Source organism: Cohaesibacter marisflavi, assembly GCF_900115225.1.
GTDB classification, from domain to species: domain Bacteria; phylum Pseudomonadota; class Alphaproteobacteria; order Rhizobiales; family Cohaesibacteraceae; genus Cohaesibacter; species Cohaesibacter marisflavi.
The window spans coordinates 179,444-203,201 of sequence record NZ_FOVR01000001.1; the positions used below are offsets into that span (position 1 = coordinate 179,444).

At 54.0% G+C, this 23,758-nt stretch carries 17 protein-coding genes; 7 read left to right on the forward strand and 10 right to left on the reverse strand.

Features of this window, described 5'->3' with window-relative positions; all coding sequences use genetic code 11:
- Positions 1-2: 2 nt before the first annotated feature.
- From BM258_RS00810 to BM258_RS00820, 3 genes are all read left to right on the forward strand, one after another.
- Positions 3-1,601, forward strand: coding sequence for a tetratricopeptide repeat protein (locus BM258_RS00810; RefSeq protein WP_090067874.1), 1,599 nt, complete (start codon positions 3-5; stop codon positions 1,599-1,601).
- 44 nt (positions 1,602-1,645) lie between these two features.
- Positions 1,646-2,086: an acyl-CoA thioesterase gene (locus BM258_RS00815; protein WP_090067876.1), complete on the forward strand. Its 441-nt coding sequence runs from the start codon at positions 1,646-1,648 to the stop codon at positions 2,084-2,086.
- A gap of 333 nt (positions 2,087-2,419) precedes the next feature.
- Complete coding sequence (locus BM258_RS00820; RefSeq protein WP_090067878.1) at positions 2,420-5,866, forward strand: pyruvate carboxylase; 3,447 nt, start codon at positions 2,420-2,422, stop codon at positions 5,864-5,866.
- A 136-nt stretch (positions 5,867-6,002) separates the two neighbouring features.
- Here the strand turns inward: BM258_RS00820 and BM258_RS00825 are convergent, their stop codons facing one another.
- The gene (locus BM258_RS00825; RefSeq protein ID WP_090067880.1) at positions 6,003-6,635 is read right to left on the reverse strand and encodes a cytochrome b; all 633 of its coding nucleotides are present in this window, start codon (positions 6,633-6,635) and stop codon (positions 6,003-6,005) included.
- 180 nt (positions 6,636-6,815) lie between these two features.
- Entirely contained in the window at positions 6,816-7,772 is a 957-nt protein-coding gene (locus BM258_RS00830) for a TDT family transporter (protein WP_090067882.1), read from the reverse strand.
- 319 nt (positions 7,773-8,091) lie between these two features.
- On the opposite strand from BM258_RS00830, the gene BM258_RS00835 reads away from it, so the two are divergent.
- Positions 8,092-9,117: a Gfo/Idh/MocA family protein gene (locus BM258_RS00835; RefSeq protein WP_090068895.1), complete on the forward strand. Its 1,026-nt coding sequence runs from the start codon at positions 8,092-8,094 to the stop codon at positions 9,115-9,117.
- A gap of 127 nt (positions 9,118-9,244) precedes the next feature.
- Here BM258_RS00835 and pflA read toward each other — a convergent pair whose 3' ends face one another.
- Entirely contained in the window at positions 9,245-10,024 is a 780-nt protein-coding gene (gene pflA, locus BM258_RS00840; RefSeq protein ID WP_210186614.1) for a pyruvate formate-lyase-activating protein, read from the reverse strand.
- Positions 10,025-10,309: 285 nt separating this feature from the next.
- Positions 10,310-12,565 (reverse strand): formate C-acetyltransferase, encoded by a 2,256-nt coding sequence (gene pflB / locus BM258_RS00845; RefSeq protein ID WP_090067883.1) that lies wholly within the window; start codon positions 12,563-12,565, stop codon positions 10,310-10,312.
- A 737-nt stretch (positions 12,566-13,302) separates the two neighbouring features.
- Between pflB and BM258_RS00850 the strand changes: the two genes are divergently transcribed.
- Positions 13,303-14,484, forward strand: coding sequence for an iron-containing alcohol dehydrogenase (locus BM258_RS00850; protein ID WP_175527856.1), 1,182 nt, complete (start codon positions 13,303-13,305; stop codon positions 14,482-14,484).
- A gap of 83 nt (positions 14,485-14,567) precedes the next feature.
- Here BM258_RS00850 and BM258_RS00855 read toward each other — a convergent pair whose 3' ends face one another.
- Positions 14,568-15,398 (reverse strand): universal stress protein, encoded by an 831-nt coding sequence (locus BM258_RS00855; RefSeq protein ID WP_090067885.1) that lies wholly within the window; start codon positions 15,396-15,398, stop codon positions 14,568-14,570.
- Between the two features lie 480 nt (positions 15,399-15,878).
- Positions 15,879-16,745 carry a DMT family transporter gene (locus BM258_RS00860; protein ID WP_090067887.1) on the reverse strand — a complete coding sequence of 289 codons (867 nt, stop codon included), beginning with the start codon at positions 16,743-16,745 and terminating at the stop codon, positions 15,879-15,881.
- 571 nt (positions 16,746-17,316) lie between these two features.
- On the opposite strand from BM258_RS00860, the gene BM258_RS00865 reads away from it, so the two are divergent.
- Positions 17,317-18,327: a LacI family DNA-binding transcriptional regulator gene (locus tag BM258_RS00865; protein ID WP_090067889.1), complete on the forward strand. Its 1,011-nt coding sequence runs from the start codon at positions 17,317-17,319 to the stop codon at positions 18,325-18,327.
- Positions 18,328-18,427: 100 nt separating this feature from the next.
- Here the strand turns inward: BM258_RS00865 and BM258_RS00870 are convergent, their stop codons facing one another.
- From BM258_RS00870 to BM258_RS00880, 3 genes are all read right to left on the reverse strand, one after another.
- Complete coding sequence (locus BM258_RS00870) at positions 18,428-19,414, reverse strand: glutathione S-transferase family protein (protein WP_090067891.1); 987 nt, start codon at positions 19,412-19,414, stop codon at positions 18,428-18,430.
- 157 nt (positions 19,415-19,571) lie between these two features.
- Positions 19,572-20,171 (reverse strand): NAD(P)H:quinone oxidoreductase, encoded by a 600-nt coding sequence (wrbA, locus tag BM258_RS00875; RefSeq protein ID WP_090067894.1) that lies wholly within the window; start codon positions 20,169-20,171, stop codon positions 19,572-19,574.
- 52 nt (positions 20,172-20,223) lie between these two features.
- Complete coding sequence (locus tag BM258_RS00880; protein ID WP_090067896.1) at positions 20,224-21,135, reverse strand: pirin family protein; 912 nt, start codon at positions 21,133-21,135, stop codon at positions 20,224-20,226.
- A gap of 361 nt (positions 21,136-21,496) precedes the next feature.
- Between BM258_RS00880 and BM258_RS00885 the strand changes: the two genes are divergently transcribed.
- Entirely contained in the window at positions 21,497-22,210 is a 714-nt protein-coding gene (locus tag BM258_RS00885) for a FadR/GntR family transcriptional regulator (protein ID WP_090067899.1), read from the forward strand.
- Between the two features lie 13 nt (positions 22,211-22,223).
- Here the strand turns inward: BM258_RS00885 and BM258_RS00890 are convergent, their stop codons facing one another.
- On the reverse strand, positions 22,224-23,723 hold the full coding sequence (locus BM258_RS00890; RefSeq protein ID WP_090067901.1) for a protein adenylyltransferase SelO: 1,500 nt from the start codon (positions 23,721-23,723) through the stop codon (positions 22,224-22,226).
- Positions 23,724-23,758 lie beyond the last annotated feature (35 nt).

Here is a 23,758-nt window from a genome sequence, read left to right on the forward strand (position 1 = left end):
GAATGGCTGGCAATTGGATTGGAACAGGCAGGATGGTACTAAGAGGCGCAGGACTTGGGGGCGTGTCTTTGCTGCTTTCCACGGTCCTGTCCCATGCCCAGGCGGTCGATGTCACAACCACTGTGTCGTCTATCAATGACTCGGGAGCCATCGAGCTGGTCCTGCCCAAAGACAGCATGGTTGCCATTGGTGACAAAGTCGAATTCGACACGCCACTTTCCGGCAAGGATGCCGATGGTGCAGATGGTCAATCGACCGTTGAATGGAGCGTGCAGGGCCTTGGGGATGGCGTGATCATCGCTGAACCCAGCGCAAAGCCGGAAAATATGCCCGAGCAGGGCTATCGCGTAACCATCAAGACCTTGGCCAATCAGCCGATGATCCTCTCTTCGAGCGAAGCCAAAATCAAAGCCGCTGAGGTCAACTCGGCAGAACCCGAAATAGCCGACGCTACAACCGATCAGATGGGGCATGATCAAAAGGCTCCTGTCGCAGAAAAGACTGAAACCGCAAAACCCTCGGTAGAAAAACCCTCGGGAGCAGAGGCCGCCGATGCAAAGGCGCCAGTTGAAGAAACCTCTGAACCCAAGACAGATGATATAACAGAGCCAGTTAAGCCCGAAGAGCCTTCCATGGCTAAGGAGCCTGCACCAGAGGCATCTGCTGCCTCTCAAATGGCCCAACCTGAAGAAGCGTCAAAGCCAACCGCTACGCTGGAGACAACAAAGAAAGTTCCAGAGAAGGCATCTGTCGAGGAAAAGGCTGACGCTCCTTTAGCAAAGGAACCTGAAGCACCAAGCGTTGAGCCCGAGAGTGCCGAGCCAAAAGCAACTGACCCCGTTGCGAAACAAACGCCTGTCGCACCCGCACCAGAAATGGCCTGTGACCGCATGGCTGCCCATCCTTTCGATCCCGATGCCGTTGCCAAAGGGGTATTCTATGCCGATCTTGATGCAGACAAAGTGATCGCCGCCTGTCAGGACGCCATTGCCGCCTATCCGCAGGAAGCACGCTTCTATACCCAGCTGACACGCGGGCTGCATAAGGCAGGCAAGCCAGCGCTTGCCCATGCTGCGACCCAAAAAGGGGCAGATCTTGGCAGCGGCCAATCCATGGCCTATCTGGGCGTCATGTACAAGAATGGTGAGCAGGTCGCCGAGGATCAGGCGCAGGCCCTTCAATGGTTTGAGAAGGCCGCAGAGGCCGGCAATCCGGGCGGCATGGTGTTCGCTGCCTCCATGTATCGCGATGGTGTGGGCACCGCGCGCAACTACAAGCGCGCTGCGGAGCTCTACCAGATGGCCAGCGACAAAGACATTGCCGAAGCGTCAGCCGATTTGGGCATCTTCTATGATCGCGGGCAAGGCGTTGAGCGCAGCCCCCAGCAGGCAGCAACCCTGTTGCTAAAAGCCTATGTGCAGGATGACAAGGACACGCAGCAAATATTCTTTGAAGCCCCCGGCGTGCTCTCTGAAGAAACACGCAAGGCCGTACAGATCATTCTTAAAGACAAGGGCTTCTACAAAAGTGCCATCGACGCCGATTTTGGCTCGGGCACCCGTAGGGCGCTGATCCTTTATAAGCGGAATACCCGTCGTTAAGCGCGCCATTATTGCTATCTTGATACATTCAGTGAGACGACACTATGCGTATTGGACCTGATACACGAGCCGACTACAAGACGTTTCAGGTGGTTCCGACTCGTTGGAACGACAATGACAGCTTTGGTCACCTCAACAACGCTGTTCATTATTCCCTGTTTGACAGTGCCATTGCTGGCTGGCTGATGGAAAATACATCCCTTGATGTGGCCAATGATGAGCAGATCTGCGTCGTCGTGGAAAATGGCTGCAACTATTTTGAGGAGATCTCTTTCCCCGATGTGGTCACCGTAGGCTTGAGGATCACGCATATCGGCACCAGCTCGGTGCGCTATGAAATCGGGCTGTTCCGCAATGATGACCTGGTAACGGCAGCACGCGGCCACTTTGTTCATGTTTATGTCAATGAGAAAAGCCGCGCGCCCGAACCCATGAGCGACACCGTGCGAGCGCTCTTCACGTCGATTTTGAAAAGCGAAGACTGATTGTCTCCACTTCGGCTATGACGATGACAAAAGGGGACGATGGTCCACAAGTCATTGAAGGGCTATTGTTCTTCGCTTTCGATTTGATATAAATCAAGGGAGGAGGCAATGTCCACAAAACCTGTATTACGATGCGACAATAGGTATATTTCTCACAAAAGTGCTTGGTAGAATTACCCGTATAACGTGATAATGCAGTGCCCTATCCAATAAGGCCGTCGGGGACGGGCTTGAGATAGAGGGCGGGACAGGAACCCATCCTTTTCGATCATCCTTACCCTTCGGCGAGAGGCATCTAGGGGCTCGCTCAAGGGACAGAAACCGGGAATAGTTATGGCTGACTTCAAGAAGATTCTGATTGCTAACCGTGGCGAAATCGCCATTCGAGTCATGCGCGCAGCAAATGAGCTGGGCAAGCGAACAGTTGCCATCTATGCGGAGGAAGACAAACTCTCCCTGCACCGGTTCAAGGCGGACGAAGCTTATCGTGTTGGGGCTGGCATGGGCCCTGTTGCTGCATATCTCTCCATTTCCGAGATCATCCGCGTTGCCAAGGAATCTGGCGCCGATGCCATTCATCCAGGCTACGGGCTGCTGTCCGAGAATCCCGAATTCGTGGATGCCTGCACCGAGGCCGGAATCACCTTCATCGGCCCGAGAGCGGAAACCATGCGCAAGCTTGGCGACAAGGCGTCGGCGCGTAAGGTGGCAATCGAGGCGGGTGTTCCGGTTATCCCGGCAACCGAAGTGTTGGGCGATGACATGGAAGAGATCGCCCGTGAAGCCGAAAAGATCGGCTATCCCCTCATGCTGAAAGCCAGCTGGGGTGGCGGCGGTCGCGGCATGCGCCCGATCAATGGGCCGAATGAACTGGAAGGCAAGATCCGCGAAGGTCGGCGCGAAGCCGAAAACGCCTTCGGCAACGGCGAAGGTTATCTGGAAAAGATGATCATCAAGGCCCGCCATGTCGAGGTTCAGATTCTGGGCGACAGCCACGGTGGCATGTATCACCTGTTTGAGCGCGATTGCTCTGTGCAGCGCCGGAACCAGAAAGTGGTCGAGCGCGCGCCTGCGCCTTATCTAAGCGAAGAACAGCGCAAGGAAATCTGCGAACTAGGCTACAAGATCTGCAAGCACGTAAATTATGAATGCGCCGGTACCGTCGAGTTCCTGATGGACATGGAGAGCGGTAACTTCTACTTCATCGAAGTGAACCCGCGCGTACAGGTCGAGCACACGGTGACGGAAGAAGTGACCGGCATCGACATCGTGCAATCTCAGATCAAGATCGCCGAAGGCAAGACCATCGAGGAAGCCACCGGCGTTGCCAGTCAGGAAGAGGTCCAGCTGCACGGCCACGCCCTGCAGTGCCGTGTGACCACTGAAGACCCGCAAAACAACTTCATCCCCGACTATGGGCGTCTCAATGCCTATCGTTCGGCCACCGGCATGGGTGTGCGTCTTGATGGCGGCACCGCCTACACCGGCGGTGTCATCACCCGCTATTATGATAGTCTGCTGACCAAGGTGACCGCATGGGCTCCAACGCCAGAACAGGCCATTGCTCGCATGGATCGCGCCTTGCGTGAATTCCGTGTGCGCGGTGTTTCAACCAACATCCGCTTTGTCGAGAATTTGCTCAAGCATCCGACCTTCCTCGAAAATAGCTACACGACCAAATTCATCGATACCACGCCGGAACTCTTTGACTTCAAGAAGCGGCGCGACCGTGGCACCAAGGTGCTCACCTATATCGCCGATATCACAGTGAACGGGCATCCTGAAGCCAAGGATAGACCGCGCCCGGCCGAGGGGCTGCGCGCACCTGTCATCCCAGCGCCTCGGGCGGAGAAACCAGCAGCAGGCACCCGCAACTTGCTTGATGAGAAAGGCCCGCAGGCGGTTGCCGACTGGATGAAGGAGCAGAAGCAACTGCTGTTGACCGACACCACCATGCGTGATGGACATCAGTCCCTTCTGGCAACCCGGATGCGCTCCATTGACATGATCAAGGTGGCACCGAGTTACGCGGTCAACCTGCCGCAGCTCTTCTCCGTTGAAGCGTGGGGTGGGGCAACCTTCGATGTGGCCTATCGCTTCCTGCAGGAATGCCCATGGCAGCGTCTGCGCGATCTGCGCAGCCATATGCCCAACATCATGATCCAGATGCTGCTGCGCGGATCAAACGGTGTTGGCTACACCAATTATCCGGACAATGTGGTCCAGAGCTTCGTCAAACAGGCCGCCATCTCGGGCGTTGACCTGTTCCGCGTGTTCGACTCCCTCAACTGGGTCGAGAATATGCGTGTTGCCATGGATGCTGTGCTGGAAAATAACAAGCTGTGCGAAGGCACCATCTGTTACACCGGCGATATTTATGATCCAAACAGGGCCAAATATGATCTCAACTATTATGTGAAGATGGGTAAGGAGCTGCGCGACGCTGGTGCGCATATCCTCGGCCTCAAGGACATGGCCGGTCTTTTGAAGCCTGCCCAAGCGCGCGTGCTGGTCAAGGCCCTGAAGGAAGAGGTCGGCCTGCCCATCCATCTGCACACCCATGACACCTCCGGTATTTCCGCCGCCACCGTTCTGGCCGCAAGCGAAGCGGGTGTGGATGCGGTGGATGCTGCCATGGACGCCTTCTCCGGCTCTACCTCGCAGCCTTGCCTTGGGTCCATCGCCGAGGCTCTGCGCAATACCGATCGGGATTCCGGTCTTGATGTAGAAGCGATCCGCGATATTTCCCGTTATTGGGAAGCGGTTCGCGGCCAGTATGCGGCCTTTGAAAGCGGCACCGCCGCACCGGCTTCCGAGGTATATCTACATGAGATGCCCGGCGGACAGTTTACCAACCTCAAGGCACAGGCCCGCAGCATGGGGCTGGAAGAGCGCTGGCACGAAGTCGCCCAGACCTATGCTGACGTAAACCTGATGTTCGGCGATATCCCGAAGGTGACCCCGTCATCCAAGGTGGTCGGCGATATGGCTCTGATGATGGTATCTCAGGGGCTGACACGTAAACAGGTGGAAGATCCAACGGTTGACCTATCCTTCCCGGACTCTGTCATCGACATGATGCGCGGCAATCTGGGCCAGCCGAAAGGAGGGTTCCCGGCCAATATCATCGAGAAGGTGCTCAAGGGGGACAAACCCAATACCGAGCGTCCGGGCAAGCATTTGCCTCCGGTGGATCTGGAAGAGGTGCGTGCCAAGCTTTCCGAAGAGCTGGAAGGCTTTGCCATCGATGATGAGGATCTCAACGGCTATCTGATGTATCCGAAGGTGTTCCTCGACTATATGGGCCGTCATCGCATGTATGGTCCGGTGCGCACGCTGCCAACAAAAACCTTCTTCTATGGCATGGAGCAGGGCGAAGAGATCTCGGCAGAGATTTCTCCGGGCAAGACGCTGGAAATCCGCATGCAGGCCATTTCGGAGACCAACGATGAAGGCGACGTGAAGGTCTATTTCGAACTGAACGGCCAGCCACGCTCCGTCACCGTACCGAACCGCATGGTCAAGTCCACCACCGCCATGCGTCCGAAGGCCGAGCCGAACAATCCAAATCATATCGGTGCCCCGATGCCCGGTGTTGTCGCTACCATCGGCGTCAAGGCCGGTCAGCAAGTCCGCACGGGCGATCTGCTGCTCACCATCGAAGCGATGAAAATGGAAACCGGCATTCATGCCGAACGCGATGCGGTGATCAAGGAAGTGCATGTGTCACCGGGTGGCAAAATCGATGCCAAGGATCTGCTCATTGAATTTGAGGCATAAGAAACAGACATCCTTACACTAAGAAAAAAGCCGCTGCGGGAGAAATCCTGCAGCGGCTTTTTTTACGCTTTGGCACGATGCTTACGCTTCAATGCATGCCCCTATGCAAGGGCCTGACGGCCCGGAGGGTTTGCCGTTAGTTCGTCTTTCGGAAAGTGATGCGATCGAACACATGGTCTTTCTGCACGAAATGATGATAAAGCGCAGCGAGCACATGCAACACCAGCGCTGCAATGAGCAAATTGGCCGTGAGGCTATGCACAAGCATCGGCCAGATACGGTGAGCGGCCTGATACCCTTCATAGTCACCACTCTCGACAAAGCTGCTCAGCCCGTAGATCGACATGGCGATCATGCCGGTTGCAACCATGATAAGTGGCAGAAGATAGAGAAGACCTTCAACAGCCTTTGAGGCTTTTGCCTGCCATTGCGGCCAGGAAGGATCTGCAGCAGGGCGTGCATTGATGAAAAAGAACACCAGCCGTATTAGAAATAGGGCGCCGGTGGCCAGACCTGCATAATAATGAAAAGAAAGAAGCTGCATTTTGCTGGCTCCCGTCATGTCCTCCATAAGAGAACCAACGATAATTAGGCCGATTATTAATAATGCGCCAAGCCAATGTAGAAGGATAATAGCACTAGAATATTTCTGAGGTGCATTGCTGGTCATAACAATCTCCGAGAAAGGCCCAGCCAGACAGTCTCGTCTTGATTGTCGCCGGCCGGTGCTCTGTAAGTCTTGATAAACAGGGCCGGAAAAGGTCCTCATGAGCCGAAGATGCGTGGAAGCCTGGTCCGCTTGTATAGCATCATGTGTACTGCCTTTTTAAAGGAATATACGGATTACTGCTCATGTTATAATTCTCTATATTCGAATTATGTCATCTTATAGACAATAGGGTTGCAAATAGAGCGCAATACCGCCTTTTCGATTGGAATGACGCGAATCTCAGTGATTGTTTGCTGGCTTTGCCTGTTTGGCCAGAAAGAATCGCGCATAACACCAGCAAACATAACCCACCACAAGCGTTGCTCCGATCAGCTCCAGTCTGGCCAGCCAGAGGAGTGTCGCCACTGTGCCATCGCTTGCGCCCCACTGCGCCAGAAAGGGAACGGATTTGAAAAGTGCGGTGGCTCCGATCACCATGGGGAAGGTGAAGGAGGCATAGCCCGGAGAAAAGGGCAAACGAAGCAGTCTGATAAAGCCCAGATAGGTGATCGCCGTCATCAGAATGGCGATGCCGAGCAACATCAAAACCAGCAGCCCGGAAGGGGCTGGGGAAATCGCCAGATAGCCCGCGAGCGAGAGGCTTGCAGGAGCCGCCAGAATGGCAATGGTCGGTTTGGCTGCATCGGGCACTTCCGGCTCGAAAATGAGCCGATAGATCATGACAGGGAGCATGATGGCATAGCTGATGAGCCCGAACCAGAAAAGCGCCATCGCCAATCCTGCCCAACTGCCTCCCGGACTTGTAAGATCTGCCACAATAATGCCGACAGGCGGAATATACCAACTGGGCACCAGTTGCGGCAATCGGAAGCTCTTTCCTCGCTCCCAAAAGAAAATCAGCAGCAGGATAATGTGGAGGCTTACCGCCAGAAGCCACAGGCCGGTGCCAACCCGTCCACTAATAGCGGCAGACACAAGCATCAGAGCCATGCTGTAGGTCGGCAGGATGCTACCGATCACGGGATGCTTGAGCTCGTCTTTGAGAAGGTTCGGAGCCCTGAGGAACTTGACCAACAACAGGGCAAGAAGGATGCCGCTCAGAATGGCGCCTGTGGTTGCTGCCATGCCTGTAAACAGGCCGGTATTCTCAAGACACCAGCCCAGACTGCCAATGCCAAGCGCCAGGCCAGCCAAGGGAGTGGGTAGGGAAGTTGGGCGGAAATAGCTGCTTGCCATGATACACCTACAGGGCTGAAGAAACGGGAGGGACGGCATCAAGACAGTCCTGCCGCTCGCTAAACAGATGATGAACGATATTTGAAGTATTTCCTATACTTGAATTTAGCCTTTGCGACAACAAAAGGTGCGGTAAGCAACCGGCCACGAAGACCGTTGTTTAAAAACGGCTGTTGCATCCGCACACTAGCCGCCATACCAGAACATGACTTGCCAAACAGGACTGTTTCGATCATCGTTACAGGAAGCAAGATGAATGCACCGGCAGACCAAAGTCTGGATCAACCAGACAAAGAATAGGCCGGGTGATGGAGGGACCATGAAGCTTGCAGTAATTGGGTTGGGGATGGCCGCGCGTGCCCATGTTGCCGCGCTTGAGTCCTTACATGAGCGTGTCGAGTTGACCGGGCTTTACATGCGAAACAAGAACCGGTTGGCATCCGCCGCCGAGGCGATGCAGGTCAAGGCGTTTCCGTCTCTGGAAGCCATTGCCGAGGACAGTGAAACAGACGCAGTCTTGCTGCTGACACCGCCCGATAGCCGGCTGGATATCGTAAAGCTGCTGTCCGAGGCTGGAAAACATGTGCTGATGGAAAAGCCGCTTGAGCGCACCCTTCCGGCAGCAACTGAGCTTGTCGAACTGTGTGAAAAGGCTGGGGTGCACTTGGGAACCGTACTCCAACATCGCGTTCGTCCAGGGTCTTTTCGCCTGAAAAAACTGCTTGATGAAAAGCAGCTTGGCGAGATCGCTATGGTGCGCGTGGATGTGCCCTGGTGGCGCTCGCAAGACTATTACGACCAGCCCGGCAGAGGGACCTACGATCAGGATGGCGGGGGCGTGCTGATCACGCAGGCCATTCACGTCTTGGATTTGATGTTGCACCTGCTCGGGCCGGTTAAGTCTGCGCAGGCCATGTTGGCCACCACTCAGTTGCATGAAATGGAAGCGGAAGATTTTGCCAGCGCCGCCGTGTTGTTTGAATCCGGAGCCGTGGGTAATATCTGTGCGACAACCGCGAGTTTCCCCGGTTCATCGGAATCCATCCGCATCGATGGCACCAAGGGGTCAGTCATTCTCCAAGGGGGAAGTCTGCGGCTTATTTGGCGCGACGGAACCGAAGAGAATTTCGCAGAGAAGGGTAATTCCGGAGCCGGAGCCGATCCAATGGCCTTCCCCTCCGACTGGCATATGAAGATCATCGAGAACTTCGCCGACGTCGTAGAAGGCAAGGCGGACAGCTTGGTCGCGCCGGGGCGCGATGCGCTGGCGGTTCAGCGTTTGATTGAGGCCATGGAACGCTCAAGCGCGGAAGCTGGCTTGCGGGTTGAACTCGACGCCTTTTAAGCCATCTCGTCCGGAGGGGGGGATCGACAGGTTTGCCTCCTCCAAAAAAGCCAAACGCAAAATAAAGGCCCCTTTCCATATGAGCCATGGAAAGGGGCCTTTTGAGTTTTTGTATCGATAGCGCAAATCAGGTCGCGGTCAACCCGCGTGCACGGAAGATATCGCGAGCCGCTTCTGCTTCTTCCGGTGTCGGCGTCCTAAGATCCTTGAGCTTATATTCCAGCCCCAGTTTTTCCCATTTGGATGTCCCCAGCTGATGGAAGGGCAGAACCTCGACCAGCTCAACCAGATCACCGAGGCTCGCGACATAATCGGCCATCTTTTCAACGTCTTCCTTGGCGTCCGTCCAATCAGGAACCAGCACATAGCGTATGCGCATTTCCTTCTTCAGGCGCACCATGCGCTGGGCAAAATCAAGCGTTGGCTGCAGCGGCTGAGACGTCAGTTCCAGATAGGTGTCCGGATTGATATGCTTGATGTCGAGCATGATCAGATCGAAGGCATCAAACCAGTCGTCCTCCACATTGCCATGCAGAAAGCCCTGCGTATCGAGCGCAATATGAAGGTCATATTTCTCTTTGATGGCGCGTGCCGCAGCGCCTACGAAAGGCGCCTGCATCATCGGCTCACCGCCCGAGAAGGTTACCCCGCCAGCGAATTTGAGAAAGCGGGCATACCCCTTGATTTCCTTGAGCACGCTGTCGATGTCGAGATAGGTGCCATTGTGAAGCTTCCAAGTATCCGGATTATGGCAATAGAGGCATTTGAACTGACACCCAGACATGAAAAAGACAAAGCGCATGCCCGGCCCATCAACGGCTGCGCCGGATTCCATGGAATGCAGGAAGCCATATTCGGACGGATCTTTGCGTTCATGTACGTGGGATTGGTTTTCGGCTGTGCTCAAGGCCGGCCCTCCTTTGGGGAACGTTTGGTCTGGTGACAGTGCCTATCGCTTGCTTTCCGGCGCGTGCGGAAGGGCAGCAAGGCGCTTTGCAGGATGTTCGGCCTGCGGGTCCGCAGTCGATGCTGTCGCTTCTCATTAGCATCATTGCTAGAACCATACCAGATATATGGTGATTGGAACACAGATGCACAGAGGGGTGCGAACAGATTAGCGGCAAAAAGAGAGCCGAAAAGCGGTGCTTTCCGGCTCGTCTCATTTCAGGTCAGATGAGCTTTGAGCTCAACCTTACATGTGGTCATGGAAGGTGCGGCTCAGAACGTCAAGCTGCTGTTCGCGGGTCAGCTTGATGAAGTTCACAGCGTAACCGGAAACACGGACGGTCAGCTGAGGATAATTCTCAGGATGTTCCATTGCGTCTTCCAGAGTTTCGCGGCGAAGCATGTTGACGTTCACATGGAAGCCACCGGCATCGCAGAAACCGTCAAGGCAGTTTGCCAGGTTGCGGATCTGTTCGTTGTCGTTGTGGCCCATGGAGCTTGGGGTTGCCGAAGCGGTCCAGCTGATGCCGTCCTGTGCGAAGTCATATGGCAGTTTGGCAACCGATGCGCCAGCAGCAACAAAGCCTTTTTTGTCGCGGCCGTTCATTGGGTTGGCACCCGGTGCAAATGGTTCGCCAGAGCGACGTCCGTCAGGGGTGTTACCGGTTTTCTTGCCATAGACCACGTTGGAGGTGATGGTCAGGATGGACTGGGTTGGCATTGCATCACGATAGAAGTAAGGCTGACCAGCAACTTTCTTCATGAAGGTTTCGGTCAGGTAGCATGCAATTTCGTCAACACGATCATCGTTGTTACCGAATGCAGGATAGTCGCCTTCAATCTTGTAGTCGACAGCCAGACCTTCGTCGTTACGGATCACATGAACCTTGGCATATTTCATTGCAGACAGGGAGTCGGCTGCGATGGACAGGCCAGCGATGCCGCAAGCCATGGTGCGCAGGATGTCACGGTCATGCAGAGCCATTTCGATGCGTTCGTAGGCATATTTATCGTGCATGTAATGGATAGCGTTCAGAGCCTTCACGTAGGTCTTGGCCAGCCATTCCATGGCGATATCGTATTTTGCCATGACTTCATCATAGTCAAGAATGTCGCCCTTGATTGGTTCCAGACCTTCAGCAACCTTCTTGCCGGATTTTTCGTCAACGCCGCCGTTGATTGCATAGAGCATGCATTTTGCGAGGTTGGCGCGAGCACCGAAGAACTGCATCTGTTTGCCGATGGCCATAGCGGACACGCAGCATGCGATGCCATAGTCGTCGCCCCATTTCGGACGCATCAGGTCATCGTTTTCATACTGGATGGCAGAGGTTTCCTTGGAAACTTTTGCGCAGAAATCCTTAAAGCCGCGCGGCAGTTTGGAAGACCACAGAACAGTCAGGTTTGGTTCCGGAGCAGGGCCCAGGTTGAACAGTGTGTTCAGAACGCGGAAGGAGTTCTTGGTAACCAGGGAACGACCGTCAAGGCCGATACCGCCGATGGATTCGGTAACCCAAGTTGGATCGCCAGAGAACAGCTCATCATATTCCGGCGTACGCAGGAAGCGAACGATGCGGAGCTTGATGACCATGTCGTCGATCATTTCCTGTGCCTGTTCTTCGGTCAGCAGGCCAGCTTCCATATCGCGTTTGATATAGATGTCAAGGAAGGTAGAGGTACGACCGAAGGACATTGCCGCGCCGTTCTGTTCTTTAACAGCAGCGAGGTAGCCCATATAGGTGAACTGGATGGCTTCGCGAGCGTTGGTCGCAGGCTTGGACATGTCCACGCCGTATTTCAGGCCCATTTCACGCAGTTCTTCAAGAGCGCGGAACTGTTCGGAAAGCTCTTCACGAAGACGGATGGTGTCCATGTCGAATACAGCATCGTTCAGTTCGTCGAACTCGGCTTTCTTCTGGGTCTTCAGGAAGTCGATGCCATAAAGAGCGATACGGCGATAGTCGCCGATGATGCGGCCACGGCCATAAGCATCAGGCAGGCCAGTGATTACGCCGGACTTACGGCAAGCCAGAATGTCAGGGCTGTATACGTCGAAAACGCCCTGGTTATGGTCTTTGCGGTATTTGGTCCAAATTTCATGAACGGTTTCGTCAGGCTTGAAGCCGAATGCTTCCATGCCGCCTTCAACCATACGCAGGCCACCGTTTGGCATGATGGCGCGTTTGAGAGGCGCATCGGTCTGCAGACCAACAATGACTTCCAGGTCCTTGTTGATGTAACCAGCATCATGAGCAGCGATAGATGTCGGGATCGCGGAAACGTCGAGGACACCAGCTTCGCGTTCTTTCTTCAGCAGCACGCCCAGTTCTTCCCAGAGCTGTTTGGTGCGGTCGGTAGCGTCTGCGAGGAAGCTGTCGTCACCATCATATGGAGTGTAGTTCTCCTGGATGAAGCCGCGCGTATCGATCTTGTTGCGCCATTCACCATCAGAGAAACCCTGCCAAGGATCGGCGACAACGGGTTTATCACTCATATAATTCATAGTTGGTATCCTCACTGTTAAACGAGTAAATTCGCTTCGGTCTCGTGTGATGGCTCAACAACCATCATTTGGGCATAGCTCACCCGTTGCAAGCAGAACGTGCCGCTCGCCTAAATCGGGGAAGTAGCCTGGGTTTTTAGCAAGAAAGAAGTATTTTGAGATTTGCAGCCTTGTTCTAGTAAGAACTCCCTCCTTGACTTTCGAGTACAGTATATATCAAAGCCCTAGGGGGACGCAAACTGAATGGTTCCAAATTTGTGATAAAAAAACGTTTAAAATCAATATGATAATAGCTGTAATGAGCGATTTGCAGTAAATGCATAGCTCACGCGGTACAGTCGGCGAAAAAAGATGTACCCAAAAATCATCGATTCAGGGGAAATAATTCCGTATAAACACTTATGCTGATGAGGTTTTTGCACTGCAACGCAAATGTTGTTAAGGGGGGACTGTTTAATATTTAGAACTAATCCTTTGGTTTTAGGCAATTTTTCAAACGAGCGGCTCTGCCATGCGCTCAAAGCATGGGTCAGGTGAGAGTCGATGGCGCCAATTGAAGGGAACCTGAACAAAAAATTCAATAAAATTAGATGTTTATACGTATGTTTTATGGTGCGCTGCAATGTGTTCCGATGCGCGGCGCATGCAGGTCTTGTCTTGACGTGCAAGGCTATGGGGCTTTTGATGTTAGAAGCGTTCTTTCATAGCTCGGCCATTTACATTTCTCGGAGCATTCAATGTCACTCTCTTCTACCTCCTTTCAGTTCATGACGGCCTCGGCCATTCACTTCGGGCGCGGCAAAGCTGAACAGGCCATATCAGAGATAGCAAAGCTGGGATCGCCCCTGCTTCTGGTGCATGGGCGTGACGGCAGGCGCGTGCAATGGCTATCAGACACTCTGGTAGAGCAGGGTGTGGAGGTGGTTGGTTTCTCCGTTCCAAAGGAGCCAGACATTGCTCTTATAGAAGACGGTGTCGCTCATGCGCGCGCAACGCGGGTACGCGCTGTTGTTGCGATCGGAGGGGGGGCGGTGATCGATGCGGGCAAGGCTTTGGCTGCCTTGGTGCCTGCATTGCGTCCGGCGATGGACCATCTGGAAGTCGTGGGCAAGGGATTGCCACTGGAACAAGAGCCTTTGCCCTTTGCCGCGTTTCCAACGACGGCAGGCACAGGTGCCGAGGTGACGAAGAATGCTGTGCTCACTGTGCCTGAGGCTGCGCGCAAGGTTTCGCTCAGAGATCCGCGCATGCTGCCGAACATGGCCATTGTCGATCCGGCGCTGACGGACAATCTACCGCGCGCCATTACGTTGGCCAGCGGGCTGGATGCTGTGACTCAGGTCATCGAACCCTATCTTTCCTGTAAGGCCAATATGCTAACAGACCTCATCTGTTACGATGCGATCCCCAAGGGGATGAAAGCCTTGACCAGGCTGATGGAAGCCGAAGACAAAGCAGCCAGAGATGCTCTGGCTTGGACCAGCCTGTGTGGCGGCCTTGCGTTGGCCAATGCCGGGCTCGGCGCTGTACATGGTCTGGCTGGTGTGCTGGGAGGCGTTACAGGGGGCGCGCACGGTGCACTATGCGGTGCTCTGTTGCCATATGTATTAAGTGCGAATGAAGAGGCTGTGCAGACAAGCGAAGATCTGAGCGAGACAGTGCGTTCCGATTTGAACGAGCGCTTTGCCTTTGTCAAAAACTGTATCGGCGGAGCCTTGGGATGCTCCGCCGATCAGGCGTTTGATCAATTGGCAAGCTGGTCTCGCGCCAACGCTTTGCCCGGTCTGGGAGATCTGGGGCTGGAGGCGGCCCAGATCCCTTCTGTCGCCGAAGCGTCCGCTATGTCGTCATCCATGAAGGGCAATCCGCTTCCCCTGCCCAGGGAAACGTTGGAAACCATCCTTCATGTCGCCAGCTGAACGCTTCGTGGGTCAATAGGTGCAAGTTTCTTATTGATCCCGACTGACGCACTTACCACTATCAAACGTCCCGTCTCTGGCCTTCAGTGGGCCATGAAGACCGGTACTTTTACACTCTGCAGCATTTCGGTGGTCACGCCGCCGAAAATGTCTTGCGAAAATTTCGAGTGTTCATAAGCCCCCATGATAATCAGATCGGAGCCCATCTCGTCTGCTGTTTGAGTAATGGTTTCGGCGACCGAGCGCCCTGTGCCGCGGTCATGGATGTGGGATGCTTCCACATTATGTCGCTCCAACAGCCCCATAATCCCATGGTCTGGATGTTGGTCCACCGTATGGGAGGCGCCCACAGTCAATAGGGTGACCTGAGTGCCCTGTTCCAGCATTGGCATGGCGTCGCCAACCGCGCGGGCGATGGTGCGTTTGCCATCCCAGGCAATGAGTACCTTGCGTGCTGGTCCTTTGGCTTTGAAACCATCCGGAACGACGACAACCGGCCGACCGCTTTGCAGTGCAATCCTATCGGGATAGGCGGCTAGAAACTCATATTGCTCGTCTTCGGGGTGGTTGCCAGTAATCACCATGTCATAGCAGCGGGCGATCTCGGAGACCGAGGTCATCATTTGCGGTTCGACATCAATGAAGCTGGTACGGCCTTCAAGGCTGGCTGCCTTGACTGTGTCCTGAAACCGCTGCGTTATATCGGCAATCCGCTTTTTCTCGGCGTTCTGCACGGCCAGATGCACCTCGTCAGACACAATCGTTGCGATGCGCCGTTCCATCTTGGAATAGCCATGTCTCACGATTCCAGTGAGCCATGCGTCATAATGATGAGCGAGCTTGATCGCGAAGTCGAGACCGCTCCCTTCATCCTGTTCTCCGCTATAAGCATAGAGAATGCTCTTGATGGTCATGATGCTTCCTCCTTCTCGCTCTGCCGCGTTCGGAGAGATAAAAGCCTGTGACACACTGTGGTCGACGGCAAAGATCTGCCGAACATGGCAATCTGGAAAGGGAACATGCGGGGGACGCACACATTTTGCCGGAACACTGCAAGAAGCGTCCGTGTCGACTTCAAGGCCCCTTTAGCGCTTCTGCGCGGCCAATTATTCTATATTGGGCCTTTTCGCCGATGCGAACGGGTCGTTTGCGATATTCGATATCGAAATAACGCGACGGTATGACCATCATGCAATGCCAATCCACCATTGAACCCTTCTCTATATTCTAGAAAAGGGAAGGATATCTAACAATATGGAATATAGTCATAATTCGGAAGCAAGGGGCCCCAGTCGCTTGTTCGGTCCGTCTTATGCAGAAGCCTATAGACCTTAGATCTAGGAACAGGGCGGTGTTCTAAGCGGTTCTAAAGCTGCCGGTCTGCGCATTCATCATCAGCGATTGCTGCGATGAATGGCATAAAGCCCGGCTCCAACAATCATGATGGCGCCCAGAATGGTGGACCAGATCGGTAGATCGCCAAACACCAGAAAACCGATGGGAATGGACCAGACGATCTGCATATAGGTGAAGGGCTGAATGGCGCTTGCCTCTGTCAGAGACAGGGCCTTCATGACGCTGAAATGGGCCGCCGTGCTGAAGATGCATGCGCCTGCCAGCAAGGGAAAGTTCATCTCGGACAGGGCAGGAGCCATTTGCAGCCCCGGCCATGTGGTCGCGATAACACCAATGAGACCAGCATAGAAAAAAGACGTCAGAGTAGTGTCATGGCGGCTCGCCAGGCGCGTAAACAGCTGGTAGAGCGCAAAGGAAGAGGTCGCCGCCAAAGCCACGAACCCGCCATAGCCCCAGATATTGCCGCTTGGCTGCATGGCGATCGCCAAACCCAACAGTCCCACAACCAAAGCTCCGATGCGATGCCATCCAACCACTTCCCCCAGAAAGACCGCGGCAAGACCGGTTACGATAAGCGGATGCACCATGATGATGGTTGTTACTTCCGCAAGGCCGAGCATGCTGTAGGAGTAGATAATGAGAGCGATTTCTGTGACCAGCAAAACACCGCGCAAGATCTGCAAAAACGGGCGCGGAGTTCTCACTGCTCCCGCGAGGCCCTCTTTGCTCATCAATGCCCAGATGATGGCGACAATCAGATGAAACCAGTAGCGCACCATCATGATGAACCAGACGGAATGATCCATCACGAGCAATTTGGAAATTGCGTCATGCATCGAGAAAATGATCGTGGCTAGAATGGCAAAGAAGATGCCCAGATTTCTTGGAGAACTGATCGCTGACATGAAAGGGAGCCTTTACTTGAGCTGGGGACTTTTCAGGCAAGAAAATAGATCAAACAAAGTGAAATCTTGAAGAGCTCGCAGATCCGTAACAGATCTTTGCTGCTTCAATATGCATAGACGACTGGTCTATGCATAACAAGCTTGTTTTCCCGCGTTGCAGGCCGGACGCGAGAATTTGTAAAATCTGTAAATTTCAAACTTTATGAAAATTTTATCTTTCATGAAATATTCAAATAGACGAATTGGTTATTGTGACAAATTGGAGAAATCTAACCAATAGATTGAAAAAATAGATTTTGTACAACTGTGTCCGTGACAATATATCCGATTTAAAACAAGGGCTAATGGAAATTTCTATTTGCAAACAAAGAGCAATTTTGACAATAAAAGGTGGGTTCAACCATTGCGCGTTGATTCTTTTCTGGGGTCAGCGTATCTGCTTATATCCTCCTGTCTTTTGCTTAAAAATGCGCGTGTGATTTAACAGATATGCTGGAATTACGACCACGCTCTCTTGTTTGTATTTGGGGTCTGTACATGAGAGCGTTTTATTATTTCCGTGGGGTGGGCAATGGCAACTTTAGCAGATATTGCTAGAGAAGTTGGCGTCTCTAATAAGACTGTTTCTCTTACGTTGCGCGGTAAGAGATGCTCAAGTGAAGAGACAGCCAAGCGCATTTACGAGGTAGCGGAACGAACCGGATACCTTGAAAAATACACAACAAGAACCAACAATCTGGAGCAGTTCTCCTTTATTGGTTTTATAGCAGACAATGTTGCCACTTCGCCTTATTCGGTCGAGTTGTTGCGCGGGGCACAAGCCGAAGCGCTCTCGCATGGCCGGATTTTGCTTGTGGGGTCGCTTGAAAGCGAAATGCAGAATCTCGCAGGAATCTGCCGAATGTTTCGCACATACAAGGCGGCTGGCTTTATTTATGCTTCCCAGCATCGACAATATGTCAACCATGCCGACTGCTTTGGTGACGAAAGTGTGGTTTACATGAATTGCACGCCTGTCAATAGCAATGGCAAGATCATATTGCCTGATGACGAAACGGGTGGTTATTTGCAGGCATCGCATCTATTGGAACTGGGGCATCGAAATATCGCGATTATCTCGCTGCCCCATGAAGATCCGGCCACCTCATTGCGCCTGAAAGGGATCTCCAAGGCGATGGCAAAGCAGGGGCTCTCGCTCAATTCGGACATGTGCCATCTGGGCGTTTCGGGTTATTTCGATGTCGGCGAAACTTACATCGCCTATGAAAAGGCCCGTGAAGTGCTGGCTGCACCCAATCGACCTTCGGCCATCATTTGTGGCAATGACCGCATAGCGCTCATGGTTATGAATGCTGCTGGGGATCTGGGGATCAAAGTGCCTTCCGAGCTGTCTGTCATGGGTTTTGATGATTTCAAAACCATCTCGGAACATGTTCGGCCTCAGTTGACGACCGTGAGCCTGCCTTATTTTGAAATGGGGCAGCGTGCAGTCTCTGAAATCGTCAAGGGGAGCGAACACTCGAACTTTGTCAATCTGATCTCTTGCGAGCTCATCGAAAGACAATCCTGTGCACCTATCTGAATGAGTGCACTGATTACTTAAAAAAGCAAAAGCAAGAGTGATGACATCACTCTTGCTTCACATCTATTCGTTGCTGAATTTTCTAAATGCTTTTCAGCATTTAGGCCGCCTTCAATTGCACCCTGTTATGTGGCCGGCCATAGTCGATTTGAGGGCCCATGGGCACGATCCGTGTCGGATTGATCATGTCATGGCTGGCGTAATAATGGTTCTTGATGTGATCCATCCGTACTGTCTTGGCTACGCCTGACTGCTGATAAAGGTCGCGCACATAGTTGGACAGGTTCGGATAGGATTCAATCGAACGCAGATTGCATTTGAAATGGCCGTAATAGACCGAGTCAAAGCGAATAAGGGTCGTGAACAGGCGCCAATCAGCTTCCGTCTGGCCGTAATCCAGCAGAAAACGCGATTTTGAAAGCCGCTCTTCCAGCCAGTCCAGCGTCTCGAACAGAGGAACAAGCGCTTCCTCATAGGCCGCTTGCGTTGTAGCAAAGCCGGCCTTGTAGACGCCGTTGTTGACGGTGTTATAAATCCGCTCATTCAGCTCTTCGATTTCTGCGCGATGGGCTTCCGGCCAGTAGTCACCCGCTGTTGCGCCGATGCCGTCAAAAGCGGAATTCAGCATGCGGATAATTTCGGATGACTCGTTGGAAACGATCGTGCCGGTTTTCTTGTCCCACAACACCGGCACTGTCACGCGTCCACTATAGGTCGCATCGGCCTTGGTGTAGATTTCATGCAGATAGCGAGCGCCGAAGAGAGGATCGGGAATGACGCCATCGGCGTCCTCGAAGGTCCAGCCATTTTCGCCCATGAAGCTGTTGACCACGGAAACCGAAATCATGTCCTCAAGCCCTTTGAGGGCGCGGAAAATAAGGGTGCGGTGTGCCCATGGGCATGCATAGGAAACATAAAGATGATAGCGCCCGGCTTCTGCCTTGAAACCGGCTTCACCTGTGGGGCCTGCGGAGCCATCGGCCGTCACCCAGTTGCGAAAAGCGGAATCCTTGCGCACGAAGCGCCCGCCGGTGGATTTGGTGTCATACCACTGATCATGCCATTTGCCATCAACGAGCAGTCCCATAATGTTTCCTTCCTTCTTGTCGGTGCTTTTGTTTTAAGTCTTGTCTGGTCTGGAGGCTGGTTTTTTCTCCAGACCAGAGATGTTGTTTTTATTGTTCTTGTTGGCCTTGGTTGCGGTTTTCACCGCTTATACGCGTTCTTCTCGCAACAAACAGAGGTTAGTCAGCAAGCTTGGAAGCAAGCTTGGCGACGTAAGAGCCTTGATAGCGAGCGCCTTCCAGCTCGATCTGGGAAGGCTGACGGGAGCCGTCACCATCGGTGATGGTGGTTGCACCATAAGGGGAGCCACCCTTCATTTCCTCAATACCCATCTGGCCCTGGAATGCATAAGGCAGACCTGCAACCACCATGCCATGATGCAGCAAGGTCGGAATGAAGCCCATGAGTGTGGTTTCCTGACCGCCATGCTGGGTCGCAGAGGAGGTGAAGACCGAGCCGACCTTGCCGGTCAGCTTGCCAGCAGCCCAGAGGCCACCGGTCTGATCCCAGAAATTGCGCATCTGGGAAGCAACTGTACCGAAGCGAGTGCCTGCGCCAACGACGATGGCATCATACTGATCAAGCTCATTAGGATCTGCGATAGGGGCTTCTTGATCCATCTTGTAGTAAGAGGCCTTTGCCACGTCTTCGGGAACAAGTTCCGGAACCCGTTTGATGGTGACGTCAGCGCCTTCGGCCTTTGCGCCTTCAGCAACAGCGTTGGCCATGGTTTCGATGTGGCCATATGCGGAATAATAAAGAACGAGTACTTTTGCCATTGGTTTTGTCTCTGCCTGTTTTTGTATTTAAAAGTTTTCCCGGCCTACTGACTTAATGAGCCGGCTTGATAAAGGTTCCATTACGCAATTCGTGAATGGCCTGATGGATTTCCTGCTTGGTATTCATCACGATCGGACCATGCCAGGCGACGGGTTCCTGAAGAGGCGCGCCCGAGACCAGCAAAAAGCGGACCCCTTGCGGACCGGCCAGAACTTCCACTTCGTCTCCGGTGCCGAAATTGATCAGCGTGCGGTTGCCGGACATGTCACGAATATTGACCTCTTCACCCATGACTTCCTTTTCAAGCAGGATGCCGCGTGGCTTGGAGGAATTGTCAAACTTGCCTGCGCCTTCGAAGACATAGGCAAAGGCGTTGCGATAGGTGTCGATCTTGAAGCGTTTGCGCACGCCAGCCGGAACGAAAATATCCAGATAAAGCGGATCAGCTGCAATGCCGTCGACTGGGCCACGTTTGCCCCAGAACTCACCGACAACGACCTTGACGCTGGTGCCATCGTCATCAATGACCTGCGGAATTTCCTTGGCTTCAACATCCTGATAGCGCGGCGCCGTCATTTTGAGGCTTGCCGGCAGGTTGGCCCAGAGCTGGAAGCCATGCATCTGGCCCTTCTCGTTTCCCTTGGGCATTTCCTGATGCATGATGCCAGAGCCGGCCGTCATCCACTGGATGTCGCCAGCGCCGAGGCTGCCATGGTTGCCCAGGCTATCGCCATGCTCTACCGACCCATTCAGCACATAGGTAATGGTTTCGATGCCGCGATGCGGATGCCAGGGGAAGCCACGAATGAAATCTTCCGGGTCGTCGCCGCGGAAATCATCGAACAGCAGGAACGGGTCGCACTGCTTGGGATCATGAAAGCCGAAGGCACGGTGCAGGCGCACGCCAGCCCCTTCCATGGTTTCCTGAGCTTGGGTGGTGGAAAGAATTGGTCTGATCGACATTTCTTTTCTCCATCACGGGCAGCAAAGCGCTCCCGGAAATCTGTTGACTGTTTAGACACCCGCCGGAAGCCTGTGCGCTTCGTCTCGTTGGGGTGCCCTTGCTTGACTTCTTAGGTAATAGTCCATAGGCCATTTGAGAAGCGCAAAGAATTCATGTGACCCATGAGTGTTGCAACATTGATTAAGTCTTTTGTATGCAATTTGGGCATACTTAAGCATAAGCTGCCAAGATTGATCGCCTTGGCAATCGGTGATACCGTCTGCCGCAAATCGAAGTATCATCCGATTCAAAAAGACCGTAATTCAAGTCAAGCGGCGTCGCTGGACAGCCCGCACGCCTGCTCAATTGGTAAAAAGACCCGTGACGCAATCTAGCCCGACCAACCAGAAAGCCCCCAGCCTTGCCGACGCCGTTTATGAGGCGCTTCTGAGCCGCATTGTGACCGGCGTTTATCCTGAAAACAGCAAGCTGCCGACCGAAGCCGAGTTGGCTGAAGACCTCGGAGCGTCCCGCCCCACGGTACGCGCTGCCATTGCGCGCTTGCGTGAAAGCGGCCTTGTGGCTTCTCGCCGCGGTTCAGGCAGCTTCGTGCTGAAGAGGCCAGACGACAGCTTTTTGCAATTTGCGCCCATTGAATCGATTGCCGACATTCAGCGCTCTTATGAATATCGTATCATGCTGGAAGGCGAAGCTGCCTATTTTGCGGCCGAGCGGGCCGGTGTCGAGCATCTGGACAAGATGTCCATCGAGCTGAAGCGCATGGATGATGCCATTGAAACCGGCGACATGGGAACCGGGGAAGACTACCGCTTTCATCTTGCAATCTGCGAGGCGGCGGACAACCACTTCTTCGTCAGTTCCTTTCAGGCGCTGACCGAGGTATCCCTGCAAGCGATGGATATTTCGCGTAATCTCTCATCCCGCAGCAAGCAGGCCCGCCGCGTCATCGTGCAGGAAGAGCATCACCGTATCTTCAACGCCATTCGCGCGCGCGACATGGATGCCGCCCGTATGCGGATGCAGGAGCATATCCGCAACGCCCGTCGTCGCATCTTTGAAGGGCCGCTTTCCTGACGGCATTAGCCGGTCAGGTTCCGCAATAGCTGACAAAGGGGCCAAAATCGCTCGGGGCAGGGCGGGCATAGTCTTCCAACCCCTTGCGCTCTTCATAGGGATTGGAGAGCACATCAAGCAATTGCCGTACTTCGCTGAGGTCGGCAAAGTCCTCCGCCTTTTGCAAGGCCGCCTCGACCAGATGGTTGCGCGGAATATAGATCGGATTCACCTTGGCCATCGCTTCGGCAGTTGCGTCCGCCGGGCGACCTTCCTCTTCCAGCCTTGCCTGCCAGTCCTTCAACCATCCGGCGATGGCTTCCGGATCATCAAACAATGCCAGAAGAGCCACTTTGCCTTCCGTGCTCACCAGGCTGTCGCCAAGGCGGCGGAAAAAGAGCGTGAAGTCGACATGCTCACCTTGCAGCGTGCCCATCAGAATCTGGATAAGGGCCGTGTCCTTGCCTTCTGCTGACGCAAGGCCGATTTTGCGGCCCATGCCTGTGAGCCACGCCTGTTTGTAGCTGGCCATATACTCCGTGAGCGCATCAGTGAGCAGTTCGGCGGCGAGATTCTCGTCATCTGGCGCGATCAGAGGCACCAGCGTTTCGGCAAAGCGGGCCAGATTCCACTGCCCGATCTGGGGCTGACTGCCATAGGCATAGCGCCCGTTGCGGTCAATCGAGCTGAAGACCGTGGCGGAATCATACTGATCCATAAAGGCGCAGGGGCCGTAATCAATGGTTTCGCCGGAAAGGGCAACATTGTCGGTATTCATCACCCCGTGAATGAAACCGACCTGCATCCATTGCGCGATCAACTGTGCTTGCCGTCGAGCCACAGCTTCAAACAGAGCCAGATAGCGGTTCTCCTTGTCTATCAGCTCTGGATAATGACGCATGATGGTGTAATCGGCCAGCTTGCTCACGCCGTCCCATGCCCCTCGCGCTGCGAAAAACTGGAACGTTCCGACGCGAATATGGCTCGATGCCACGCGCGCCAGAACGGCGCCGGGCTTAAGGCCCTGCCGTCGGATCTGTTCACCCGTTGTTACGGCAGCAAGGGCGCGCGTGGTCGGGATGCCGAGCGCATGCATGGCTTCCCCCATGATATATTCCCGCAAAACCGGCCCGAGCACCGCCTTGCCATCGCCGCCACGGGAAAAGGGCGTGCGGCCCGAGCCCTTCAGCTGAAGATCAAAACGCTGTCCTTCGGTATCAAGCAATTCGCCAAGCAACAGCGCACGGCCATCTCCCAACTGGGGTGAGAAACCGCCAAATTGATGCCCCGCATAGGCCTGTGCAATCGGTTCGGAGCCTTCGGCTGTCTCACTGCCAGCAAGGATCGCGGCCAATGTCTCGTCAGAAGCATCCAGTGACAAGCCAAGCTGTTCTGCAAGGGCTTCGTTGAGGTGGGCAATCCGGGGCTTTGGCGCCTGTTCGCCCTGCCATGGCACATAGAACCCTTCGAGCGAGCGTGCAAAGCTGTTGTCAAAGGCAAATGTTGTGGCTGGGCGTGTGTTTGGCTGGGCCATAAAACTATCCGGTCTCTTCCTGTGGCGTTGGCTAA